This window comes from Pseudomonas parafulva, from assembly GCF_002021815.1.
GTDB lineage: Bacteria > Pseudomonadota > Gammaproteobacteria > Pseudomonadales > Pseudomonadaceae > Aquipseudomonas > Aquipseudomonas parafulva_B.
In genome coordinates this window covers 4,289,720-4,311,781 of the sequence record NZ_CP019952.1, presented here as the reverse complement: position 1 = coordinate 4,311,781, position 22,062 = coordinate 4,289,720, and the positions used below count along the sequence as shown (strand labels likewise).

Genomic DNA, 22,062 nt, shown 5'->3' with positions numbered 1-22,062 from the left:
GCCTGAGCAGGCGCATCGGTGCGGCCGCTCCACTGGCCGTCTGTCAGGCAGCCGGTGCCGTTGCCACCATCGAAGGCCGCGTGCTCACCTCGGCATACCAGGCCGCCAGGCCAGGCTGGCGTTCACGCCAGCCGAACGTAGGCTGGCGCAAGTCCAGGTACCCCAATGCGCAAGCCACGCCGATCGCGGCCAAGTCGAACCCTGACGTCAGCTCCGCCAGGTGGGCTCGCTCAAGGTTGGCCAGGCTGCGGCGGATCTTGTCCCCCTGCGCTTCTAGCCACCCATCCCAACGTTTCTCGACCGGTCGCACGAATGTTTCGTAGCGGCTCGAGACGGCCGCATCCAGAATGGCATCCGCCTGAGAGGCCAGCGTCATGCGTCGCCAGCGAGCAGAGCCTTCACGGGGCAGCAGCGGCAACCCCACATGTTGCTGATCCAGGTACTCGCAGATCACCCGGCTGTCGTGCAGCACGGTACCGTCTGCCAGGCGCAGCGCCGGAATCTTGCCAATCGGATTGCCGGCGTTGAGCAGCTCGTCCCCGTTGACCGGGCTGATGTTCACAGGCTCAAGTGCCACTCGGTCCAGTTGGCCGGTCTCGTGCAACACCACCATGACCTTGCGTACGAATGGCGACAGGGGCGAGTGGAACAGGGTCATGGTGCTCATGCTCAGTTTCCTTGCAAACTGGCCGGCATGCACACGCCCGTGCCGCCGATACCGCAGTAGCCGTCCGGGTTCTTGGCCAGGTACTGCTGGTGGTAGGCCTCGGCGAAGTACACCGTCGGTGCCTGGTCGATTTCAGTGGTGATTTCGCCGAAGCCAGCCTTGCTCAGTTCGGCCTGGAAAGCGTCGCGGCTGGCCTTGGCTTGTTCCAACTGTTCGGGGCTGGTGCAGTAGATGGCCGAGCGGTACTGCGTGCCGACATCGTTGCCCTGGCGCATGCCCTGGGTCGGGTTGTGCAGTTCCCAGAACATGGTCAGCAGTTCACCGTAGCTCACTTTGCTCTTGTCGAAGACCACCAGCACCACTTCGGTGTGCCCGGTCAGGCCTGAGCAGACCTCTTCGTAGGTAGGGTTCGGCGTAAAGCCGCCGGCATAACCCACAACGGTACTGACCACCCCCTCACGCTGCCAGAATCGGCGTTCCGCGCCCCAGAAACACCCCAGGCCGAAAATCGCGAAATCCACGTCCTCGAAGAATGGCCCAAGCAGCGGCGTCTCCTTGAACACGTAGTGGAACTCGGGCAGGCTCATCGGCGTTTCGCGGCCGGGCAGGGCCTGCTCCGCAGTAGGCATGACATTTTTGTTCACCAGTATTTCCGAACGCAGGACCATGGCCGTTCCTCTGTGTCTATTCAGTTGGATAGCGTCAGGGCCATCGCCGCCAAGTCCGTTCCCGATCACATGACCTGCGCGATCTGTGAGGACGGACCAGCCTGCGATGCAGCCCGAATGGTTTCTAGTGTGCCCGAGGTTTGCGCTGCTGTCAGGCGGCTGGGCCTCGCGGGTAGCGTTGCAGGCGCTCTGCCAGCTCTCGCCCCGGGATAGGCCGGTCAAACAGATAGCCCTGCCCGATGTCACACCGGTGTCGACGCAGGAAACCCAGCTGCGCAGGAGTTTCAATGCCCTCGGCCACCACCTTCAGCTTGAGGTTGTGGGCCATGGCGATCACCGCCGAGGTGATTTCCATGTCGTCCTGGTTGTCGGGGATGTCCTTGATGAAGCTGCGGTCGATCTTGAGAATGTCGATCGGAAACTTCTTCAGGTAGCTCAGCGAGGAGTAACCGGTGCCGAAGTCATCCATGGCCAGGGTCAGACCCAATGCCTTGAGCTCGTCGAGTTGCCGATGGGTGTCTTCACTGGCTTCGAGCAGCAACCCTTCGGTCAGCTCCAGCTCCAGTTGGTGCGCAGGCAAGCCTTCTTCCCCGATGATGCTACTGATCGAGGCGACCAGATCAGGGTCGGAAAACTGCTTGGGCGACAGGTTGATCGCAACGTGCAGGTTGCCAAGCCCTGCTGCACGCAGATCGTTGCTCATGCGGCACGACTGGCGCACCACCCATTTGCCGATGGGAATGATCAGACCGGTTTCTTCGGCCACGCTGATGAACTGGTCAGGGCGGATCATGCCCCGTTCGGGATGGTTCCAGCGCAGCAGGGCTTCCAAGCCCAGCAGCCGGCCGCTGCGCAGGCACAGCTTGGGCTGATAGAACACCTCCAGCTCGTTCTGGGTCAATGCGCGGCGCAGGTTGTTCTCGACGAACAGTTTGTAGCTGGCTTCGGCGTTGAGGACCTCAGTGAATACCTGCACCTGGTGCTTGCCGTTGGCCTTGGCCTTGTGCAGTGCCAACCCGGCGTTTTTCATCAGGCTGGTGGGGTCGGCACCATGCTGGGGAGCGCTGGCCAGGCCCACCGATGCAGTGACATTGATCAGCTGGTTGTCGACGAACATTGGTTTGTCGAGGGTGCGCAACAGTTGTTGGGCAACCCCCTGGCCGGCCTCCAGGCTGGTGTCGTCGAGCAACACGGCAAACTCGTTGCTGGCAAATCGGGCCAGGATGCCGCCGGCATGCAGGCTGTTGCGCAGGCGCCTGGCCAGGCTGATAAGCAACTTGTCGCCCGTATGATGGCCCAGGCTGTCGTTGATGCGCTTGAAGTTGTCGATGTCCACCAGCAGCAGGCACATCGGATTCTGCACATCCCGGGCGAAGCATTCGTCCAGGCTGCGGATGAACGCCGGACGGTTACCCAGGTTGGTCAGGTTGTCAGTGTAGGCCAGCCGCTCGATGCGCTGCTGCGCAAGCTTGCTCTGGGTGACATCTTCGTAGATGCCGATGTAGTGGGTCAGCTCGCGGTTGTCACCATACACCTTGGAAATCGACAGCTGCCCCCAGTAGGGCTCCAGGTTCTTGCGCCGGCTCTTGAATTCGCCCTGCCAGCTGTTACCCATGGCCAGGCTCGAAGGCGAGTCGAACAGCAACTCGTTGAGGTTCTCCAGGGCGGGCAATTCACCCAGGTGACGCCCTTGCACTTCCTCGGTGCTGTATTGGGTGATGGCAGTGAAGCTCGGGTTCACATACTCAACCTGCCCATCCCGGTTCACCAGCAGGAAGGCACTGGCGCTCTGCTCCACGGCGCGTTGGAACAGGTGCAGCGCACTGGCCGCCGCACGGCGGTTGTGGTTGGTGATGACCTGGGCGAACTGGTCGGCCAGCTCACCGGCAAAGGCGATCTCATCGGACTGCCAGGCGCGTGGCTGGCCGGCCTGCTCCAGGCACAAGACGCCCACCACCTGTCCGTCGACGCGGATGCTGGCATCGAGCATCGCCTTGTTGCCAGGCCCCAGGCTCTGCATTAATGCACGTGTACGGGGATCGTGCCCGGCGTTGTGCGCGTCGATCGCACGGCTGGCATGCAGGGCCTCGAGGTAATCCGGGAAACGGCTGGCATCGATGGCTTCGGGCTGGCGGTGCGCTTGCACGTCGCTGTACCAGGCGGTGATCGGCTCAAGCCGTTGGCCTTCCAAGTGCCAGATACCGGCGCAGTCGATCTTGTAGATCTCACAAGCGCTACGGGTGATCAGTTCGGCGGCTTCGAGCAACGAGTTCTCGGCGCTGTAGCGTTGACGGGCCAGGCGCAGGATGAGGTCCTGCTGGCTGCGCACGCGCTCCAGGTGCTCGAGCTGCTCACGCTGGGCACGCTGGTTCAGTTGCAGGGCCAACTGCAGGCGGTTGTTGCGTGATTCCAGGTCACTGGCGGTCTCGCCCGTGTCTTCCGGGTGATCGTCGAGTACGCTCAGGTAACCACATAACAACTGGCGGGCATGCTGTTTGAAAACTTCGCCGACCTCCAGCATGCGCACGCAGGCGCCTGGCGTGTGCAGGGTGTAGCGCACGCGGTAATAGCCGCGTTGCGACAGTTGCAGCTGGATGTCGTCATGAAGTCGGTAGCGGGCCTCGGGTTCCATGAGGCTGGCGTAAGGGGCATCGACCAGCGCGCAAAGGTCACTGGCATGAACGCCGAACTGGCGCTCGCAGGCTGGGTCCAGGTAGAGCAGCGACCAACTGGCTTCGTTGAGCCTTTCAAAGCGCAGCATGCCCAACCGCGAGGGCACGGGTAACTGCGTGACGACCTCGCCCGTCACACGGTTGCCAGCATCGGGTTGGCTTTTCATCGAAGACTCGCTTGAAGAGGGAACGCGCCCGTTGGACCGCGTCGAATCTGGCAAGGTTGCATCATGTCCCTATAGCTGGCAAGCGGCCATGTACGAAGCTGTAACAGGGTTATCGGCCGACACCACGGAATCTGTAGGACGGCTGTTCAGTGCGGGTTTGCAGCGATGCTCGGCAACGCGGCCGTACGCCGGGGCCATCCTGTTCCCGCTCAGCGCCTACTTTGCTCCAGGCAAAAAAAGCCCCGTCAATCGACGGGGTTGAGGTACGAGCGTGGCAGCTCGAAAAAGAAGCTGCCCCTCACCAGGAGGGGCAGTGCGCTGCCTTACAGCAGCATGGTGCGGATATCGCCCAGCACATCGCCCAGACGCTTGGTGAAGCGCGCAGCGGCGGCGCCGTTGATCACACGGTGATCGTACGACAGCGACAGCGGCAGCATCAGCTTGGGCTGGAAGGCCTTGCCGTCCCAGACAGGCTGCATGGTCGCCTTGGAGACGCCCAGGATGGCCACCTCGGGGGCGTTGACGATCGGCGTGAAGCCGGTGCCGCCAATGTGACCAAGGCTGGAGATGGTGAAGCAGGCGCCCTGCATCTCGTCCGCCGACAGTTTCTTGGTGCGCGCCTTCTCGGCCAGCGCAGCCGCTTCGGCAGCCAGCTGCAGCAGGCTCTTCTGGTCGACGTTCTTGATTACCGGTACCAGCAGGCCGTCAGGCGTGTCCACGGCAAAACCGATGTGCACGTATTTCTTGCGGATGACTGCTTTGCCGCTTGGTGCCAGCGAGCTGTTGAAGTCTGGCAGTTCCTTGAGCAGGAAGGCGCAGGCCTTGAGCAGCAGCGGCAGGACGGTCAGCTTGACGCCGGCCTTTTCTGCGACGGCTTTCTGGGCAACGCGGAAGGCTTCGAGCTCAGTGATGTCAGCGGAGTCGAACTGGGTCACGTGCGGCACGTTCAGCCAGCTGCGGTGCAGGTTGGCAGCACCGACCTGCATCAGGCGGGTCATGGCCACTTCTTCGACTTCACCGAACTTGCTGAAATCGACTACCGGAATTGGCGGAATGCCAGCGCCGCCGGTTGCACCGGCAGCTGCCGGCGCTTCCTTGGCCTTCTGCATCATGGCCTTGACGTAAACCTGCACGTCTTCTTTCAGGATGCGGCCGTGTGGGCCGGTCGCTGCCACGGCACCGAGTTCTACGCCGAACTCACGGGCCAGCTGACGCACGGCTGGGCCGGCATGCACCTTGGCGTTGTTGCCGGCAGCCGGGGCGGTTGCGGCTGGCGCAGGCGCAGCGGCAGCCGGGGCAGCAGCGGCAGGGGCAGCGGCGGGTGCGGCTTCGGTCTTGGCCGGTGCAGCGGCGGCTGGAGCCTGCGCTGGGGCAGGCGCTGCACCTGCAATTTCCAGCTTGAGGATCAGGTCGCCGGTGCCCACTTCGTCATCAAGCTTGGCAATGACTTCCTTGACCACGCCAGCGGCAGGCGAAGGGATTTCCATGGAGGCCTTGTCGGACTCCAGGGTGATCAGCGACTGATCGGCTTCGACGGTATCGCCTGCCTTGACCAGCACTTCGATGATCTTGGCCTTACCCGACGAGCCAATGTCCGGCACGTGGATGTCCTGCACGCTAGCGGCAGCCGGAGCGGCAGCGGATGCTGGCGCGGCCTCGGCAGCAGGTGCCGGTGCGGCCGCTTCGGCCTGCGCTGGCTTCTGTTCGGCCGCAGGTGCCTCAGGGGCCGCATCAGCGGCACCCTCGGCTTCCAGAACCAGGAGTTCGTCGCCTTCTTTCAGGCGATCACCCAGCTTGACTTTCAGTTCCTTGACGATGCCGGCCTTTGGCGCCGGAATCTCCATGGAGGCCTTGTCGGACTCCAGGGTCAGCAGGCTTTGGTCAGCCTCGATACGGTCACCGACCTTGACGAACAGCTCGATGATTTCACCTTCACCGCTGCCGATGTCAGGTACGCGAATGAGTTCGCTCACTTAAAAATACTCCTCAGCAGTCCAATGGGTTGCGCTTGTCCGGGTCGATGCCGAACTTGACGATGGCGTCAGCCACAACCTTGGGTTCGATCTCGCCACGGTCAGCCAGCGCTTCCAGGGCAGCCAGTACCACGAAGTGACGGTCTACTTCGAAGAAGTGACGCAGCTTCTTGCGGCTGTCGCTGCGACCGTAACCGTCGGTACCCAGGACCTTGAACTCTTTGCTCGGCACCCACTGGCGGATCTGCTCGGCGAACAGCTTCATGTAGTCGGTGGAAGCGATGACTGGCCCCTTGCGGCCGCTCAGGCACTGCTCGACGTAGGTCTGCTGTGGCTTCTGGCCAGGCTTGAGGCGGTTGGCACGTTCCACGGCCAGGCCGTCGCGACGCAGTTCGTTGAAGCTGGTGACGCTCCACACGTCGGCACCGACGTTGAACTCTTCACGCAGAATCTTCGCCGCTTCGCGCACTTCGCGCAGGATGGTGCCCGAACCCATCAGCTGCACGTGGTGTGCGGCTTCGCGAGTGTCTTCCTCGAGCAGGTACATACCCTTGATGATGCCTTCCTCGGCACCGGCCGGAATGGCTGGCTGCTGGTAAGACTCGTTCATCACGGTGATGTAGTAGAAGATGTCCTGTTGTTCTTCGGTCATCTTCTTCATGCCGTCTTGGATGATCACCGCCAGCTCGTAGCCGTAGGTCGGATCATAGGTGCGGCAGTTCGGGATGGTACCGGCCATCATGTGGCTGTGACCGTCCTCGTGCTGCAGGCCTTCGCCGTTGAGCGTGGTACGGCCGGCGGTGCCGCCGATCAGGAAGCCACGGGTACGGCTGTCGCCAGCGGCCCAGGCCAGGTCGCCGATACGCTGGAAGCCGAACATCGAGTAGAAGATGTAGAACGGCAGCATAGGCTGGTTGTGGCAGCTGTAGGAAGTACCGGCAGCGATGAACGACGACATGGCGCCGGCTTCGTTGATGCCTTCTTCGAGGATCTGACCTTTCTTGTCCTCGCGGTAGAACATCACCTGGTCCTTGTCGACCGGCTCGTAGAGCTGGCCAACCGACGAGTAGATGCCCAGCTGGCGGAACATGCCTTCCATGCCGAAGGTGCGGGCTTCGTCAGGAATGATCGGGACGATGCGCTGACCGATTTCCTTGTCCTTGACCAACTGCGCCAGGATGCGCACGAACGCCATGGTAGTGGAAATTTCGCGGTCGCCCGAGCCGTCCAGGATCGCCTTGAGGGTTTCCAGAGGCGGGGTCGGCACGCTGAAGCTCTTGGCGCGACGCTGAGGCACGAAGCCGCCCAGGGCTGCACGGCGCTCGGCCAGGTAACGGGCCTCGGCAGAACCTTCTTCGGGCTTGTAGAACGGCAGGTTCTCCAGGTCCGCATCCTTGACGGGAATATCGAAGCGGTCACGGAAGTGACGCAGGCTGTCGACATCGACCTTCTTGGTGTTGTGCGCGGTGTTCTTGGCTTCGCCGGCACCGGTACCGTAACCCTTGATGGTCTTGGCCAGGATGACGGTAGGCTGGTCCTTGTGGTTGACCGCCTGGTGGTAGGCCGCATAGACCTTGTACGGGTCGTGGCCGCCACGGTTGAGCTTCCAGATCTCGTCGTCGGACAGGTCTTCGACCATGGCCTTGAGCTCTGGGGTGTTGAAGAAGTGCTCACGCACGTAAGCGCCGTCTTTGGCCTTGTAGTTCTGGTACTCGCCGTCGATGACTTCGTCCATACGGCGTTGCAGGGCACCGTTGGTGTCCTTGGCCAGCAGCGGATCCCAGAAGCGACCCCAGACCACTTTGTTGACGTTCCAGCCACCGCCGCGGAACACGCCCTCGAGTTCCTGGATGATCTTGCCGTTGCCGCGAACCGGGCCGTCGAGGCGCTGCAGGTTGCAGTTGATGACGAAGATCAGGTTGTCCAGCTTCTCGCGGCCGGCCAGGGCGATTGCGCCCAGGGATTCGGGCTCGTCGCACTCACCGTCGCCCATGAAGCACCAGACTTTCTGCTTGCCTGCCGGAATGAACCCACGGGCTTCCAGGTACTTCATGAAGCGTGCCTGGTAGATGGCCTGGATTGGGCCCAGGCCCATCGAAACGGTCGGGAACTGCCAGAAGTCAGGCATCAGCCAAGGGTGTGGGTACGAGGACAGGCCGTTGCCATCGACTTCCTGGCGGAAGTTGTTCATCTGCTCTTCGCTGATGCGGCCTTCCATGAAGGCGCGGGCGTAGATGCCCGGCGAGGCGTGGCCCTGGAAGAAGATCAGGTCGCCGCCGTGTTCTTCGGTCGGCGCCTGGAAGAAGTAGTTGAAGCCGATGTCGTACAGGGTGGCGCTGGAGGCGAAGCTGGAGATGTGTCCGCCCAGGTCCGAGTCTTTCAGGTTGGTGCGCACGACCATGGCCAGGGCGTTCCAACGCACCATCGAGCGAATGCGGCGTTCCATGAACAGGTCGCCAGGCATGCGTGCTTCGTGGGTGACAGGGATGGTGTTGCGGTATGGCGTGGTGATCGCATATGGCAGCTGGGAGCCACTGCGGGTGGCCAGCTCGCCCATACGGGTCATCAGGTAATGAGCGCGGTCTTCGCCTTCTTTGTCGAGGACCGACTCCAGGGCATCCAGCCATTCCTGGGTTTCGATTGGATCGAGGTCTTGCATGGCTTGCTCCAGGGCGGAAAGGCAACCAGAATCGATTGCCTGAGATTGCGACTGGCCTTATGGGCAGACGTCGTGAATTCTTGGATTACCGGGATCTTCGTCCGGCGCCGTGTAGTTTTACTACATTTGCTTTCGCATTTCATGCTTTTGCGCGACAGGCACAGTAGTAAAACTACATTTGTGCGACGTTTGGTCGCATCCTGGCTTGTGAGGAAAAACGTTCATGTTGGTTGGCAATGTTCCACGAACGGGTAACTGTTGATGTTCCATGCCACGAATTCGATGTTTTCAGCTATTTCCAACTTTTGTATGACAGTCCAACCGTGGTCCGGCTTTGCCTTGGCCGTCTTTCCTCATCCATTTCACGCCGATCAAGGATAGCCCATGCGCCTGCCTTTGCCTTGCCAGCTGCCTGCCGTTCTTCAACCACTGACCCTGCGCAACCAACAGTTTCTGCACGAGGCAGTGGCCGCACACCCCGAACTGGACTTGGGCAGTTGGAGCGAGTGGCATGCTCGGCAGTTCGACCAGGTGGCGGCCGTCAGCGACTTCGTGCTGACCCAGGTGCAGCGCGACCCGGGCCTGCTCTGCGGCCTGATGCGCAGCGGCGAGCTGGAGCGCAGCTACGGGCCAGGCGAGCTGCGCGGCCATGTTGCCAAGGTTGCCCAGGCGGCGCAAAGCGAGGACGAGCTTGCCCGCAACCTGCGTCGCGAGCGCAACCGCCAGCAGGTACGCATCATCTGGCGTGACATTACCCGCCAGGCCGATCTCGGTGAGACCTGCCGCGATCTCTCCGACCTGGCCGATGCCGCCATCGACGAGGCCTACCAGTGGTTGTACCCACGGCACTGCCAGCAATTCGGCACGCCGATCGGCAACCGCAGCGGCCACCCACAACACATGGTGGTGCTGGGCATGGGCAAGCTCGGTGCACGCGAGCTGAACCTCTCCTCGGACATCGACTTGATCTTCGCATTCCCCGAAGGCGGCGAAACCGAAGGCGTGAAACGCTCGCTGGACAACCAGGAGTTCTTCACCCGCCTGGGTCAGCGCCTGATCAAGGCCCTGGACCCGGTCACGGTCGATGGCTTCGTGTTTCGCGTCGACATGCGCCTGCGCCCTTACGGGTCGTCCGGTGCACTGGTGCTCAGCTTCAACGCGCTGGAACAGTATTACCAGGACCAGGGCCGCGACTGGGAACGCTATGCCATGATCAAGGCACGGGTAGTTGCAGGCGATCAGGCCGCCGGCGCTCAGCTGCAGGACATGCTGCGCCCGTTCGTCTACCGGCGGTACCTGGATTTCTCGGCCATCGAAGCCCTGCGCACCATGAAGCAGCTGATTCAGCAGGAAGTGCGGCGCAAGGGCATGGCGGACAACATCAAGCTGGGAGCAGGCGGCATTCGCGAAGTGGAGTTCATCGCCCAGGCCTTCCAGCTGATTCACGGCGGTCGCGACCTCAGCTTGCAGCAGCGGCCTCTGCTCAAGGTGCTGGCTACCCTGGAGGGCCAAGGCTACCTGCCCCCTGCCGTGGTCACCGAGCTGCGGGAGGGTTATGCGTTTCTGCGCTACACCGAGCACGCCATCCAGGCCATTGCCGACCGCCAGACGCAGATGTTGCCGGAGAACGAAACCGATCAGGCCCGTGTCGCCTACATGCTGGGCTACGCCGACTGGCAAGCCTTCGACGCTCAACTTGGCCAGTGGCGTGAGCGCATTGACTGGCATTTCCGGCAGGTCATCGCCGACCCCGACGAAGACGAAAGCGAAAGCGAGTTGGTGGTCGGCGGTGAATGGTCGCCGTTATGGGAGCAGGCCCAGGATGAAGAGGCTGCTGGCCGTCAGCTGGAGGAGGCCGGCTTCAAGCTGCCGGGCGAGGCCTTGCGGCGCCTGGCAGCTCTGCGCGCCAGCCCGCAGCTGCGTTCGATGCAGCGCCTTGGGCGCGAGCGGCTGGACGCCTTCATTCCGCGATTGCTGGCCCAGGCGGTCGAGCACGAGAACCCCGACCTGGTGCTTGAGCGAGTACTGCCGCTGGTCGAGGCCGTGGCCCGGCGCTCTGCCTACCTGGTATTGCTCACCGAGAACCCCGGTGCCCTGCGCCGTCTGCTGACCCTGTGCGCAGCCAGTCCATGGATTGCCGAGCAGATCGCACGCTACCCGTTGTTGCTCGATGAGTTGCTCAATGAAGGCCGCCTGTTCAGCCCGCCCCTGGCACCGGAGCTGGCCAGCGAATTGCGCGAGCGCCTCACGCGCATTCCGGAAGATGACCTGGAACAGCAGATGGAGGCGCTGCGTCATTTCAAACTGGCGCACAGCTTGCGCGTGGCTGCCTCGGAAATCAGTGGCAACCTGCCGTTGATGAAGGTCAGCGACTACCTGACGTGGCTAGCCGAGGCCATCCTCGACCAGGTGCTTGCCCTGGCCTGGCGCCAGACCGTTGCCCGCCACGGTCAGCCGATGGGCAGCGACGGCATACCCTGCGACCCGGGTTTCGTCATCATCGGCTACGGCAAGGTTGGCGGCCTGGAAACGGGCCATGGGTCGGACCTGGACCTGGTGTTCATCCATGATGGCGACCCCCAGGCCGAAACCGACGGCGCCAAGCCTATCGACGGTGCGCAGTTCTTCACGCGGCTGGGGCAGCGCATCATTCACCTGCTGACCACCCAGACCAACTCGGGCCAGCTGTATGACGTGGACATGCGTCTACGGCCCTCAGGCGCCGCGGGCCTGTTGGTCAGCTCGCTGGGCGCATTCGAGCGCTACCAGCAAAGCGAGGCCTGGACCTGGGAGCACCAGGCACTGGTCCGTGCCCGCGTGCTGGTGGGCTGCCCGCGGGTTGGACAGGCGTTCGAGAGGGTGCGGGCGCAGGTGCTGGGGCAACCCCGCGACCTTGAGAAGCTGCGTATCGAAGTCAGTGAAATGCGCGCCAAGATGCGCGCCAGCCTGGGCACGAAGGCCACTGTCGCCGGCACCGCACCCAACGCCTTCGAGCCGGGTATGCCCTTTGACATCAAGCAGGATGCGGGCGGTATCGTCGATATCGAATTTATGGTGCAATACGCCGCTTTGGCCTGGTCCCATGAACACACGGGCCTGGTTCGATGGACCGATAACATCCGCATTCTGGAAGAGCTGGAGCAAGTGGGGCTGATGCCTGCCGCCGACGCGGTGCTGCTGCGCGAGGTATACAAGGCATTTCGCGCGGCCTCTCACCGCCAGGCGCTGCAGAAGCAGGCCGGGGTGATCGATGCCGCGCAGTTTGCCGATGAGCGCCGCCAGGTGCGGCGTATCTGGAGCGAGCTCGGCCTGAGCTGAGCCCAGTCGAGGCGGCTCCTCAGGGTGAGGATCCGCCGTGAGTGAGGCGTGAAGCAGCCCCGGTGTTACACTGTCGGCCACATAGCCTGAATATAAAGAGGGGAGGCCGGGCTGAATTGCAGCCTGTCGCCTCCCCGAGCGTTTCTGGACCTAGCATGAGAATACTGATCATTGGCCCCAGCTGGGTCGGCGACATGGTGATGGCGCAGACCTTGTTCCAGTGCCTGAAACAGCAGCACCCCGACTGCGTGATCGATGTGCTGGCCCCCGAATGGAGCCGGCCAATCCTTGAGCGCATGCCCGAGGTGCGCCAGGCCTTGAGCTTCCCGCTCGGCCACGGTGCGCTGGAGCTGGCCACACGGCGGCGCATCGGCAAGTCGCTCAGCGGTCAGTACGACCAGGCCATCTTGTTGCCCAATTCGCTGAAATCGGCGCTGGTACCGTTCTTTGCCGGTATCCCCAAGCGCACCGGCTGGCGTGGCGAAATGCGTTTCGGTTTGCTCAACGATGTCCGCAAGCTGGACAAAGCGCGTTACCCGTTGATGATCGAGCGCTTCATGGCCTTGGCCTATGCCCCCGGTGCCGAGCTGCCAAAGCCCTACCCCCAGCCCAGCCTGCAGATCGAGCCACACAGCCGTGAAGCGGCGCTGACCAAGTTCGGCCTGGAGTTGGACCGTCCGGTGCTGGCGCTATGCCCAGGCGCTGAGTTCGGCGAAGCCAAGCGCTGGCCGGCCGAGCACTATGCCGCCGTGGCCGATGCCATGATCCGCCAGGGGTGGCAGGTCTGGCTGTTCGGCTCGAAAAGCGATCACCCAGTGGGTGAGCAGATCCGCGAACGGCTGATCCCTGGGCTACGCGAAGAGTCCGTGAACCTGGCCGGTGAAACCTCCCTGGCCGAGGCGATCGACCTGATGTCCTGCGCAGACGCCGTGGTCTCCAACGATTCCGGGTTGATGCATGTGGCAGCGGCGCTCAATCGCCCGCTGGTCGCCGTGTACGGCTCCACATCGCCTGGTTTCACACCGCCGCTGGCCAGCCAGGTCGAGGTGGTGCGCCTGGGCATCGAATGCAGCCCGTGTTTCGATCGCACCTGCCGCTTCGGTCACTACAACTGCCTGCGTCTGCTAGAACCCGGTCAGGTCATCGCCGCGCTGACCCGCCTGGGCGGTGCGAACATCATCGACGTGCTGACCGAGGTCGACTAAGTGCGGGTACTGATCATCAAGACGTCCTCGCTGGGTGATGTGATCCACACGCTGCCAGCGCTCACCGATGCAGCCCATGCCATCCCCGGCATCCGCTTCGACTGGGTCGTCGAGGAAGGTTTCGCAGAGATACCCAGCTGGCATCCGGCGGTCGATCAGGTTATTCCGGTGGCCATCCGTCGCTGGCGCAAGCACCTCTGGCAGACCGTTCGCAGCGGCGAGTGGAAGGCCTTCAAGCAGCGCCTGCGCGAGCGCCAGTACGACTTGGTGATCGATGCCCAGGGCCTGGTCAAGTCAGCATGGCTGACCCGCTATGTGAAGGCGCCGGTCGCAGGCCTGGACCGGTACTCGGCCCGTGAAGGCTGGGCCAGCCGCTTCTACGACCGACGCCTGTCGGTTGCGGTCGGCCAGCATGCCGTCGAGCGCGTGCGCCAGCTATTCGCCATGGCGCTGGCCTATGACCTGCCCGAGGGCATCGGCCGTTACGGCCTGGACCTTGAACGCTTGCAGTTGCCGCCGGCAGCGCCCTATGTGGTCTTCCTGCACGGTACCACCTGGGCCACCAAGCACTGGCCCGAGGCCTACTGGCGCGAGTTGGCCGAGCGCATGGGCCGGCGCAGGCTGGAAGTGCGCCTGCCCTGGGGCAACCCGGCCGAGAAGGCCAGGGCCGAGCGCATCGCCCAGGGCTTGAACAATTGCCAAGTGCTGCCCAAATTGAACCTGGCCGGCGTTGCACGGGTGCTGGCCGCTGCAAAGGCCTGCGTCGCCGTCGATACCGGCCTGGGCCACTTGGCCGCAGCCCTCGATGTACCGACGCTTTCGCTGTTCGGCCCGACCAACCCGGGCCTGACCGGCGCTTATGGACGGACCCAGATCCACCAGGCCAGTGACTGGCCGTGCGCACCCTGCTTGCAGAAGAAGTGCACCTACAAACCGAGCGCCGAAGACCTGCGCCGGTACGATCTGAACCGCGAGTGGCCACTGTGCTTCACTCGCCTGAATCCCGAGCATGTAGCGAGCCGCCTGAGCGCGCTGCTGCTGGCTGAGGATGTCCGTTGATGCAACTGGCTTTCGTACTTTACAAATACTTCCCCTTTGGCGGCCTGCAGCGCGATTTCATGCGCATCGCCCTGGAATGCCAGCAGCGCGGCCACCAGATCCGCGTCTACACGCTGATCTGGGAGGGCGATATTCCGCCAGGTTTCGAAGTGCTGGTGGCGCCGGTCAAGGCGATCTTCAATCATCGGCGCAATGAGAAACTCACCGCCTGGATGCAGGCCGACCTGGCCAAGCGTCCGGTGGACCGGCTCATCGGTTTCAACAAGATGCCTGGGCTGGATGTGTACTACGCCGCCGACGGCTGCTTCGAGGACAAGGCGCAGAACCTGCGCAGCGACCTGTACCGGCGTTGGGGCCGCTACCGGCATTTCGCCGAATACGAGCGGGCGGTGTTCGCCAAGGAGGCCGGTACCGAGATCCTGATGATCTCCGAGGTGCAGCAGCCGCTGTTCATCAAGCACTACGGCACGCCGGTCGAGCGTTTTCACCTGCTGCCGCCGGGCATCTCCCAGGATCGTCGTGCACCGCCCAACGCCGCTGAAATCCGTGCCGACCTGCGCAGGGAGTTCGATCTGGCCGAGGATGCGTTGCTGATCGTGCAGATCGGTTCAGGGTTCAAGACCAAGGGCGTGGACCGCAGCCTCAAGGCGTTGGCGGCATTGCCCACGGCCTTGCGCAAGCGCACCCGATTGCTGGTGATCGGTCAGGATGACCCCAAGGTCTTCCAGTTGCAGAGCGCGACGCTGGGCCTGGGCGACCAAGTGCAGTTTCTCAAGGGGCGCAGCGATATCCCGCGCTTCCTGCTGGGCGCCGACCTGCTGATCCACCCGGCCTACAACGAGAACACCGGTACCGTGCTGCTCGAAGCCCTGGTCGCGGGCTTGCCGGTGCTGGTGTCGCGCGTGTGCGGCTATGCCCACTACATCGCCGAGGCCGACTGCGGTCTGGTGCTGGACGAGCCGTTCGAGCAGGAGCAGCTCAACCGCTACCTGCAGCGTATGCTCGATGACCCCGCGGCGCGGGCCGATTGGTCGCGCAACGGCCTGGCGTATGCCGATACGGCCGACCTTTACAGCATGCCGCAGCATGCCGCCGATGTGATCCTAGGGCAGGAGGGCGCATGAAGTTGATCGTGGCAGAGCCCTTCAAGCGGCTTTGGGCGGGGCGCGATGCCTTCGAGGCGGTAGAAGCGCTGCAAGGCGAAGTCTATCGGGAACTTGAAGGGCGCCGTACCCTGCGTACGGAGGTCGCCGGCGAAGGCTTCTTCGTGAAGATCCATCGTGGCATCGGCTGGGGCGAGATCTTCAAGAACCTGCTCACGGCCAAGTTGCCGGTACTGGGCGCCGGCCAGGAGTGGCAAGCCATCGAGCGCCTGCATCAGGTCGGCGTGCCAACCATGACGGCCGTGGCCTTCGGTGAGCGGGGCGGCAATCCGGCCACCCAGCACTCCTTCATCATCACCGAGGAACTGGCGCCGACCGTCAGCCTGGAAGACTTCAGCATCGACTGGCTCCGGCAGCCGCCTGCGCCACGCCTCAAGCGTGCCCTGATCGCGCGCGTGGCCGAGATGACCGGTGGCATGCACCGTGCCGGCGTCAACCACCGGGACTGCTACATCTGTCACTTCCTGCTGCACACCGACCGGCCCGTGACGGCCGATGATTTCAAGCTGTCGGTGATCGACCTGCACCGCGCCCAGACACGCCCCGCCATTAGCCGCCGCTGGCGTAACAAGGACCTGGCCGCCCTGTACTTCTCAGCCCTGGACATTGGCCTGACCCAACGCGACAAGCTGCGTTTTCTGCGCAGCTACTTCCAGCGCCCGCTGCGTCAGGTCATGAAGGACGAAGCTGCACTGCTCGCCTGGCTTGAGCGCAAGGCGCAGAAACTCTACGACCGTAAACAACGCTATGGGGATGCACTCTGATGGCCAGTTGGACACTGGCGCCAGGTTACGAGCACCTGGCGAAGGATTTTGGCAGCCTCGAGGCGGTATTCGCCGTTCAGGGCGAACGCCTGACCCGTGATCCGCTCAGCGAAGTGGTGCGTGTCGAGCGTGAAGGCGTCAACTATTACGTCAAGCGCTACACCGGCGCTGGCAAGCACATGCGCCGCTACCTGGGCCGCCCACGTATCAAGGCCGAATGGCAGAACCTCAAGCAGTTCGCCAAGTGGGGCATTCCCACGGCCGAGGTGGTCGCCTGGGGGCTCGAACGCAATGGCCTGGCGTTCGGCCGTGGCGCGATGATTACCCGCGAGCTGCCCAACACCGAGGACCTCTCGGCGCTGGCCGAGCGCAACGATGCCCGCCTGGCCGATCGCGCCTGGGTGGACCACATCAGCCGCCAGCTGGCACGCCATACCCGGGTCATGCACGAGCACCGCTTCGCCCATAACGATCTGAAGTGGCGCAACCTGCTGGTCGATGACCAAGGGACGCTGTTCTTCATCGACTGCCCCACAGGTGATTTCTGGCGTGGGTTCATGTGGCGCCATCGCCTGATCAAGGACCTGGCCTGCCTGGACAAGGTCGCCAAGTACCACCTTTCGGCAACCCAGCGCCTGCGCTTTTACTTGCAGTACCGAGGCCGCGACCGGCTGAACGCCCGGGACAAGAAGCGCATTCGTCAGGTACTGGGCTTTTTCGAGGGAAGGGAATGACCGACTATATGGCCAGTGCAGACCGTGCCTTGCTCCAGCGCCATGGCCTGGACGACTTCGAGGCGCTGTGGGCACTCGAACTCGACGCGGTGGACGAGCCCAATACCGGCCGCGGCGGTTGGAGCAGCGTTTACCGCCTGGAACTCGAGGGCAAGGGCTATTACCTCAAGCGCCAGAGCGACTACCTTACCCGCAGCCTGCACAAGCCCTTTGGCGAGCCGACCTTCGCCCGCGAATTTCGCAATATCGTTCGCTACCAGAAGCTGCACATCCCTGCGCTGGAAGCCGTGTTCTACGGCGAGCGCAAGCAAGGTGGCCAGCATCGAGCCTTGTTGATGACCCGCGCGCTGGACGACTGGCACGACCTCGACAGCCAGTTGCTGCAATGGCCCGAACTCGATGCATCGGTGCGCATTGGCATGCTCCAGGCCTGCGGCCAGTTGGCGCGCACGCTGCACGGTGCTGGGCAGGTGCATGGTTGCTTCTATCCCAAGCACATTTTTCTGCGTAAGCGCAGAGAAGGCTGGGACGCGCAGTTGATCGACCTGGAGAAAACCCGTCCCTTGCTCTTTGGCATGCGTGACCGCCTCAAGGACCTCGAGCCCTTGCTGCGCCGGGCGCCGGTATGGAGTGACGGCGAGATACGTACATTGCTGGCAGCCTACCTCGCACAACCCATCGACAGCACGCTGGTCGAAACCTGGGTCAACCGCCTGGTACAACGCCGTCATCATAAGGAGGCTCGCTGATGCAGCTTTCCGAGCTGAAGGAAACAGGTCGCAGCCCATCGCTGCCGCTTGCCGTCAACCTCGCCGATGCCGCCGGTAGCGCTGAGCTGCAATTGCTCAGCCTGCTGCGCGTGCTGCCGGGCCAGCGTTACGTGGGGGCCGGGGTTTGGCGTGGCAGGCCGGTCCTGGCCAAGTTGCTGGTGGGCAGCAATGCCGCGCGTCACTTCCAGCGTGAGCTGCAAGGGGTAAAGCTGCTCGCGGCGCAGGGGCTGACCACGCCGGTACTGCTCGCCGATGGCCTGGTGGAAGGCGAGGGCGGCTGGCTGTTGTTCGAGTACCTTGATGGCGCCCAAAGCCTGGCCGATGCCTGGTCCGTGGTCGAGCACCTGCCTGTGCTTGCCGACGAGCAGCAGCAGGTGCTGGGCGAGGCCCTGGCGGCTGTGGCGCAGATGCACCGCCGGGGGCTGTGGCAGGAAGACCTGCACTTGGACAACCTGCTGCGTCATGCAGGCAAGCTGTACCTGATCGATGGGGCCGGTATCAAGGCTGAAACGCCAGGCCAGCAGCTTTCGCGTCCTCGCGTACTGGAAAACCTGGGTGTGTTCTTCGCGCAGCTACCCAAGCGGCTGGAGCCGTTCACCGAAGAGCTGCTGGTGCATTACCTGTTGGCCAATGCCGAGCACGCATTGCCCATGGAGGCCTTGCAGAAGCAAATAGACAAAGTCCGCGCCTGGCGCCAACGCGACTTCCTGGACAAGGCCGGCCGCGATTGTAGCCTGTTCAGTGTCGAGCGCAGCCTGATCGCCCTGCGGGCGGTGGTCCGTAGCGAGGCCCAGGCCCTGTTGCCAGTGCTTGAACAGGCGGATGCGCTGATCGATCGTGGGCACCTGTACAAGACTGGCGGCGCGGCCAGCGTGGCACGGGTCGAGGTGGATGGCCGCAAACGGGTCATCAAACGCTACAACATCAAGAACACTGTCCACTGGCTCAAGCGCTTCTGGCGACCGAGCAGGGCCTGGCACTCATGGATCGAAGGGCATCGCCTGTCATTTCTCGACATCGCTACCCCGCGCCCACTGGCGGTGCTGGAGCAGCGAGTGCTGGGATTGCGCACGCGTGCCTACCTGGTCACCGACTACATCGACGGCCCCGACCTCATCGAATGCTTTGCCCCCTTCGTCGAGCAGGGCGATGCGCCGGCCGAACAGGTGGAGGCCCTGGTGCAGCTCATGCAACAGCTGATCCGCGAGCGCATCAGCCACGGTGACTTCAAGGGCCACAACCTGTTTTGGGATCAGGGTCGGTGGTCGCTGATCGACTTGGACGCCGTGTGCCAGCACAGCAGCCAGGGCAGCTTCGCGCCGGCCTTCGCTCGGGACCGGGCACGATTGCTGCGCAACTGGCCGGCTGAAAGTGCCTTGCACCAACGGCTGGATCAGGTGCTGCCCACGTTGGCGGCATAAGCGGCAGGCAGAGCCAGCCAGTCGCTGCTTCGCCCCGGTTGGCGCACACGTATACGCCACTGGCCGTCGCGCCAGCGCAGGATTGCCCAGGCGGTGGTGGTCGCGGCAGGCTGTCCGGGTATCAGCAGATGGTAGTGATCGGCTAGCAGGTGGGCACGCACGGGCAAGGCATGGCCACCGGCGAGCAAGTAGGGTTGGCCATCGCTCTCGTACAGTTCACTCGCCCCTTCCAGTGATACCCCATCCGGGGTCGCGGGAAGCTGGCAGTGTTCCAGCAATGCGGTGAGGTCTGGCAGGCCGTCGTGCCACAGGACGGGTGAGTCGACGATCCACTCGCCTTCAGCGCTCCGTCTGACCGCCACCTTGCTGTAGGCATCGGGTTGCCTGGGATCGATGGCGCGCCAGCGATAACCGTCGAACGCCACCTGGTAGTACCGGCCTTGCTTGTCCTGGATGTAGTAGAGAGCCAGCCCTGCACGTTCGGATGGCTTTTCATACACGCCTTCGCTATGGATACCATCGATTCGGTAACGCAACTTGGCGGTGTCCGGGCGTACCTGGAAGGTAGGTGGTAGCATCAATGGCGGAGTAGGAGGCATGGCGCGAATGGCGCGCCTGATCACTGTCGTGCCGCCGATGCTGTTGATGCCATCGTTCATATGGGTAAAAGCCTCCACCATATGCTTGAGCACGCCTACCTGATCCTCCTTTTCCAGTGCTTCAAGGCTGTCCAGTACGCTCAGCACAGCGCGGGCGAATGCCAGCGGCGTCAGGGCACGGACCGGAATCACGAAGCTGATCAAATCGAGCATGATCCACAAGGCATGCAGGCTGGCCTCGCCCAGCAGCTCCTGTTTGGTATTAGTGCTGGCATCGACCGCCGATATGAACGCGCGGACCTCTGCCAAATAACAGGCATGCAAAAAATTGCCGGAGATGACCGGACGACTCAGCCGTTGAGCGAGCCCGCCCTTGCTCAACAGGCGCTCGGCGGTTTTGCGCCGGGCCAAGGGCATGCGGTCGATCACGTAAGTGCGTAGATCCGGGCTGGCGCGAAGCGATCGGAGCAGCGCACGCGCATTGGCGTATTCGCGCCATGGCCTGCGATCCGGTGCATCTGGCGCATACACCAGAAAGCGCTGCATCTGGGGTGTTTCAGGCGTGATCAGCAATACCCCCTGTACGGTGTGCCCGGCAATCAACAACTGCCGGACACTCAGGCGGTTCTCTTGCACCAAGGGGCGCCAGTCGCTGTCGGGGTAGTTGAGAACGGCCCTGCTCCAGCGATAACCCTGTTCGAGCGGGTCGGGTATGAAGTGGCCAGCATAGCGGGCCTTGGCGGCCTCTGCCCGCATGCGAGCACAGTTGATTCGGGCATGTGCATCCCGTCGCCACTGCCCTTGCGCGAGGTCGATCAGGTGGCTGCGCAGGAAACGCGAATAGCTGTCGCCGACATTGAGTTCACGGACCATCTGGCGAGCCTGCGCAGGGGACAAGCCTTGAATGTTCGTCTCGTCCCTATGGTGGACGCGAGCGGTTAGCCAATAGTCCAGGTCTAGCAAGCCCACGTTCAGCAACGCCAACTGATCCAGGCTGTAGGTTTGCCTGACCAACTCCACGGTGTTCCCTGTCTGCGGTCGGCTAGCGATGGGTATATAGCTGCTGGGCTGACCGGGAGGCATCACCGGGCCGGTCTGACGGGCAATGGTGACACTGATGAAGATCTGCTCCGGTGCCAGATCGAGTTGGTGGTCCAATCTCAGGCGCTCGCTGAGGCGGGCACGGGTCCACTGCAGCAGGCTGTTACGTTCGGTGAATTGTTCAAGCGTAGGAATGCCCGGCGCTGCGGCCTGATCAATGGCCACGATCAGCTCTTGCATCGTCTGCATGATATGCGTGAGCCCTTGGGTAGAGGTCTTCTTGAGCCAGGCAGGAGCGTGCTTTTCAAGCAGCAGGCCATAACGCGTCGGCATCGCTGCCTTGCTGGTCACCCAGGGCAGCAGGTCTGCGGCCTTGGTCAGGCGCTCGGCAAAACCCGGTTGATCCATGGGTTGGCTACTCCATGCCTCGTTCAATCGCCCATGCTGGGCATCGATCAAGGCCTGGATCTGGACTTCCACAAGATCGTCGGGCAGCCAGTCGTAACGCAGTCGCTGTGCGTTATGGGCGCGGTCGGCATCAGCCGGCGCCAGCAGCGTGAGCATCGGCTGACTTTGCAGGGGATCATCCAGCCGCTCGCACAGCTCCAGGTGCAGGCTCTGAACATCGGCGAACGCTTCGATGCCGTGGGAGAGGCTGCATAACAAGGCTGGGCCGCTGACCGCATCGCCCGTCATCATCTGCCCCTCGACACCGCCTTGTACAAGCAGTACGGCGCCTGGCAAGTAGGCCCTCCAGTTGGGTCGTGAGCAGTCGAGCAGCAGGCGATAGAGCTGTGGACGCCTGGACGCCTCGATGCCTTGGCGAGCCCAGGACATGGGTTGGTCAAGGCACGTCTGTAACAGCGATGCCGCCACAGGCTCCAGTGTTGCGTCAGTGATGCGCAGGTCCATTTCGGCCTGAAGCTGTTGTCGCCGAAGCGCAATGAGCCGAGTACGGCGGTTATTGCCTGTTGCGTCCGGCAGGTTCCAGTAGTCTGCAAGCGCGCCGAAGAACTGTTGCCGGCCCGCCACCGGTGGAAGCTGCAAGTCTGGTGAGGGCAGGGGGGACAACAGGGCAGTGATTGCCGCGTCGAATGACTCGAAATGTTGCAAGGGTGAGACGGATGGCATGATGCGAGCTCCTTTAGAGAGATCGCGAGCCTGGGCGATATGGCAGGGGCA

The 22,062-nt window shown here is 63.0% G+C and carries 14 protein-coding genes; 8 read left to right on the top strand and 6 right to left on the bottom strand.

The features are described 5' to 3' along the window. Window positions 1-43 precede the first annotated feature (43 nt). From B2J77_RS19430 to aceE, 5 genes are all read right to left on the bottom strand, one after another. Window positions 44-667 (bottom strand): glutathione S-transferase, encoded by a 624-nt coding sequence (locus B2J77_RS19430; RefSeq protein ID WP_078479252.1) that lies wholly within the window; start codon window positions 665-667, stop codon window positions 44-46. Between the two features lie 2 nt (window positions 668-669). Beyond that, on the bottom strand, window positions 670-1,335 hold the full coding sequence (gene msrA, locus B2J77_RS19425; RefSeq protein WP_058639072.1) for a peptide-methionine (S)-S-oxide reductase MsrA: 666 nt from the start codon (window positions 1,333-1,335) through the stop codon (window positions 670-672). A gap of 151 nt (window positions 1,336-1,486) precedes the next feature. After that, the gene (locus B2J77_RS19420) at window positions 1,487-4,174 is read right to left on the bottom strand and encodes a putative bifunctional diguanylate cyclase/phosphodiesterase (protein ID WP_058639073.1); all 2,688 of its coding nucleotides are present in this window, start codon (window positions 4,172-4,174) and stop codon (window positions 1,487-1,489) included. A gap of 323 nt (window positions 4,175-4,497) precedes the next feature. Next, entirely contained in the window at window positions 4,498-6,147 is a 1,650-nt protein-coding gene (aceF, locus tag B2J77_RS19415) for a dihydrolipoyllysine-residue acetyltransferase (RefSeq protein WP_078479251.1), read from the bottom strand. A 13-nt stretch (window positions 6,148-6,160) separates the two neighbouring features. Then, window positions 6,161-8,806, bottom strand: a complete 2,646-nt coding sequence (gene aceE / locus B2J77_RS19410; protein ID WP_058639075.1) for a pyruvate dehydrogenase (acetyl-transferring), homodimeric type — start codon at window positions 8,804-8,806, stop codon at window positions 6,161-6,163. Between the two features lie 384 nt (window positions 8,807-9,190). On the opposite strand from aceE, the gene glnE reads away from it, so the two are divergent. From glnE to B2J77_RS19365, 8 genes are all read left to right on the top strand, one after another. After that, a complete protein-coding gene (glnE, locus tag B2J77_RS19400) occupies window positions 9,191-12,124 on the top strand; it encodes a bifunctional [glutamate--ammonia ligase]-adenylyl-L-tyrosine phosphorylase/[glutamate--ammonia-ligase] adenylyltransferase (protein ID WP_058639076.1) in 2,934 nt (977 codons plus the stop codon). A 155-nt stretch (window positions 12,125-12,279) separates the two neighbouring features. After that, window positions 12,280-13,329 (top strand): lipopolysaccharide heptosyltransferase II, encoded by a 1,050-nt coding sequence (gene waaF / locus B2J77_RS19395; protein WP_058602990.1) that lies wholly within the window; start codon window positions 12,280-12,282, stop codon window positions 13,327-13,329. Further along, the gene (gene waaC / locus B2J77_RS19390; RefSeq protein WP_058639077.1) at window positions 13,330-14,388 is read left to right on the top strand and encodes a lipopolysaccharide heptosyltransferase I; all 1,059 of its coding nucleotides are present in this window, start codon (window positions 13,330-13,332) and stop codon (window positions 14,386-14,388) included. It begins immediately after the preceding gene. After that, complete coding sequence (locus tag B2J77_RS19385; protein ID WP_058602992.1) at window positions 14,388-15,512, top strand: glycosyltransferase family 4 protein; 1,125 nt, start codon at window positions 14,388-14,390, stop codon at window positions 15,510-15,512. Before waaC ends, B2J77_RS19385 begins: the two co-directional genes overlap by 1 nt. Further along, window positions 15,509-16,315 (top strand): lipopolysaccharide core heptose(I) kinase RfaP, encoded by an 807-nt coding sequence (rfaP, locus tag B2J77_RS19380; protein WP_058602993.1) that lies wholly within the window; start codon window positions 15,509-15,511, stop codon window positions 16,313-16,315. The genes B2J77_RS19385 and rfaP overlap by 4 nt, the downstream gene beginning before the upstream one ends. Further along, the gene (locus B2J77_RS19375) at window positions 16,315-17,049 is read left to right on the top strand and encodes a lipopolysaccharide kinase InaA family protein (RefSeq protein ID WP_058602994.1); all 735 of its coding nucleotides are present in this window, start codon (window positions 16,315-16,317) and stop codon (window positions 17,047-17,049) included. Before rfaP ends, B2J77_RS19375 begins: the two co-directional genes overlap by 1 nt. Then, window positions 17,046-17,798, top strand: coding sequence for a lipopolysaccharide kinase InaA family protein (locus tag B2J77_RS19370; protein ID WP_058639078.1), 753 nt, complete (start codon window positions 17,046-17,048; stop codon window positions 17,796-17,798). The genes B2J77_RS19375 and B2J77_RS19370 overlap by 4 nt, the downstream gene beginning before the upstream one ends. Next, a complete protein-coding gene (locus tag B2J77_RS19365) occupies window positions 17,798-19,240 on the top strand; it encodes a lipopolysaccharide kinase InaA family protein (protein WP_078479249.1) in 1,443 nt (480 codons plus the stop codon). The genes B2J77_RS19370 and B2J77_RS19365 overlap by 1 nt, the downstream gene beginning before the upstream one ends. Here the strand turns inward: B2J77_RS19365 and B2J77_RS19360 are convergent. Then, entirely contained in the window at window positions 19,213-22,011 is a 2,799-nt protein-coding gene (locus B2J77_RS19360; protein WP_078479248.1) for a dermonecrotic toxin domain-containing protein, read from the bottom strand. The two genes, B2J77_RS19365 and B2J77_RS19360, sit on opposite strands and share 28 nt — an antisense overlap. Window positions 22,012-22,062: the final 51 nt, after the last annotated feature.

What these genes read in the sequence shown, in the direction of transcription:
- B2J77_RS19375 (WP_058602994.1), top strand. Translation starts at nt 16,315, where the DNA reads ATGGCCAGTTGGACACTGGCGCCAGGTTACGAGCACCTGGCGAAGGAT.
- msrA (WP_058639072.1), bottom strand. Translation starts at nt 1,335, where the DNA reads ATGGTCCTGCGTTCGGAAATACTGGTGAACAAAAATGTCATGCCTACT.
- B2J77_RS19360 (WP_078479248.1), bottom strand. Translation starts at nt 22,011, where the DNA reads ATGCCATCCGTCTCACCCTTGCAACATTTCGAGTCATTCGACGCGGCA.
- B2J77_RS19420 (WP_058639073.1), bottom strand. Translation starts at nt 4,174, where the DNA reads ATGAAAAGCCAACCCGATGCTGGCAACCGTGTGACGGGCGAGGTCGTC.
- glnE (WP_058639076.1), top strand. Translation starts at nt 9,191, where the DNA reads ATGCGCCTGCCTTTGCCTTGCCAGCTGCCTGCCGTTCTTCAACCACTG.
- aceE (WP_058639075.1), bottom strand. Translation starts at nt 8,806, where the DNA reads ATGCAAGACCTCGATCCAATCGAAACCCAGGAATGGCTGGATGCCCTG.
- B2J77_RS19365 (WP_078479249.1), top strand. Translation starts at nt 17,798, where the DNA reads ATGCAGCTTTCCGAGCTGAAGGAAACAGGTCGCAGCCCATCGCTGCCG.
- B2J77_RS19385 (WP_058602992.1), top strand. Translation starts at nt 14,388, where the DNA reads ATGCAACTGGCTTTCGTACTTTACAAATACTTCCCCTTTGGCGGCCTG.
- B2J77_RS19430 (WP_078479252.1), bottom strand. Translation starts at nt 667, where the DNA reads ATGAGCACCATGACCCTGTTCCACTCGCCCCTGTCGCCATTCGTACGC.
- waaF (WP_058602990.1), top strand. Translation starts at nt 12,280, where the DNA reads ATGAGAATACTGATCATTGGCCCCAGCTGGGTCGGCGACATGGTGATG.
- rfaP (WP_058602993.1), top strand. Translation starts at nt 15,509, where the DNA reads ATGAAGTTGATCGTGGCAGAGCCCTTCAAGCGGCTTTGGGCGGGGCGC.
- B2J77_RS19370 (WP_058639078.1), top strand. Translation starts at nt 17,046, where the DNA reads ATGACCGACTATATGGCCAGTGCAGACCGTGCCTTGCTCCAGCGCCAT.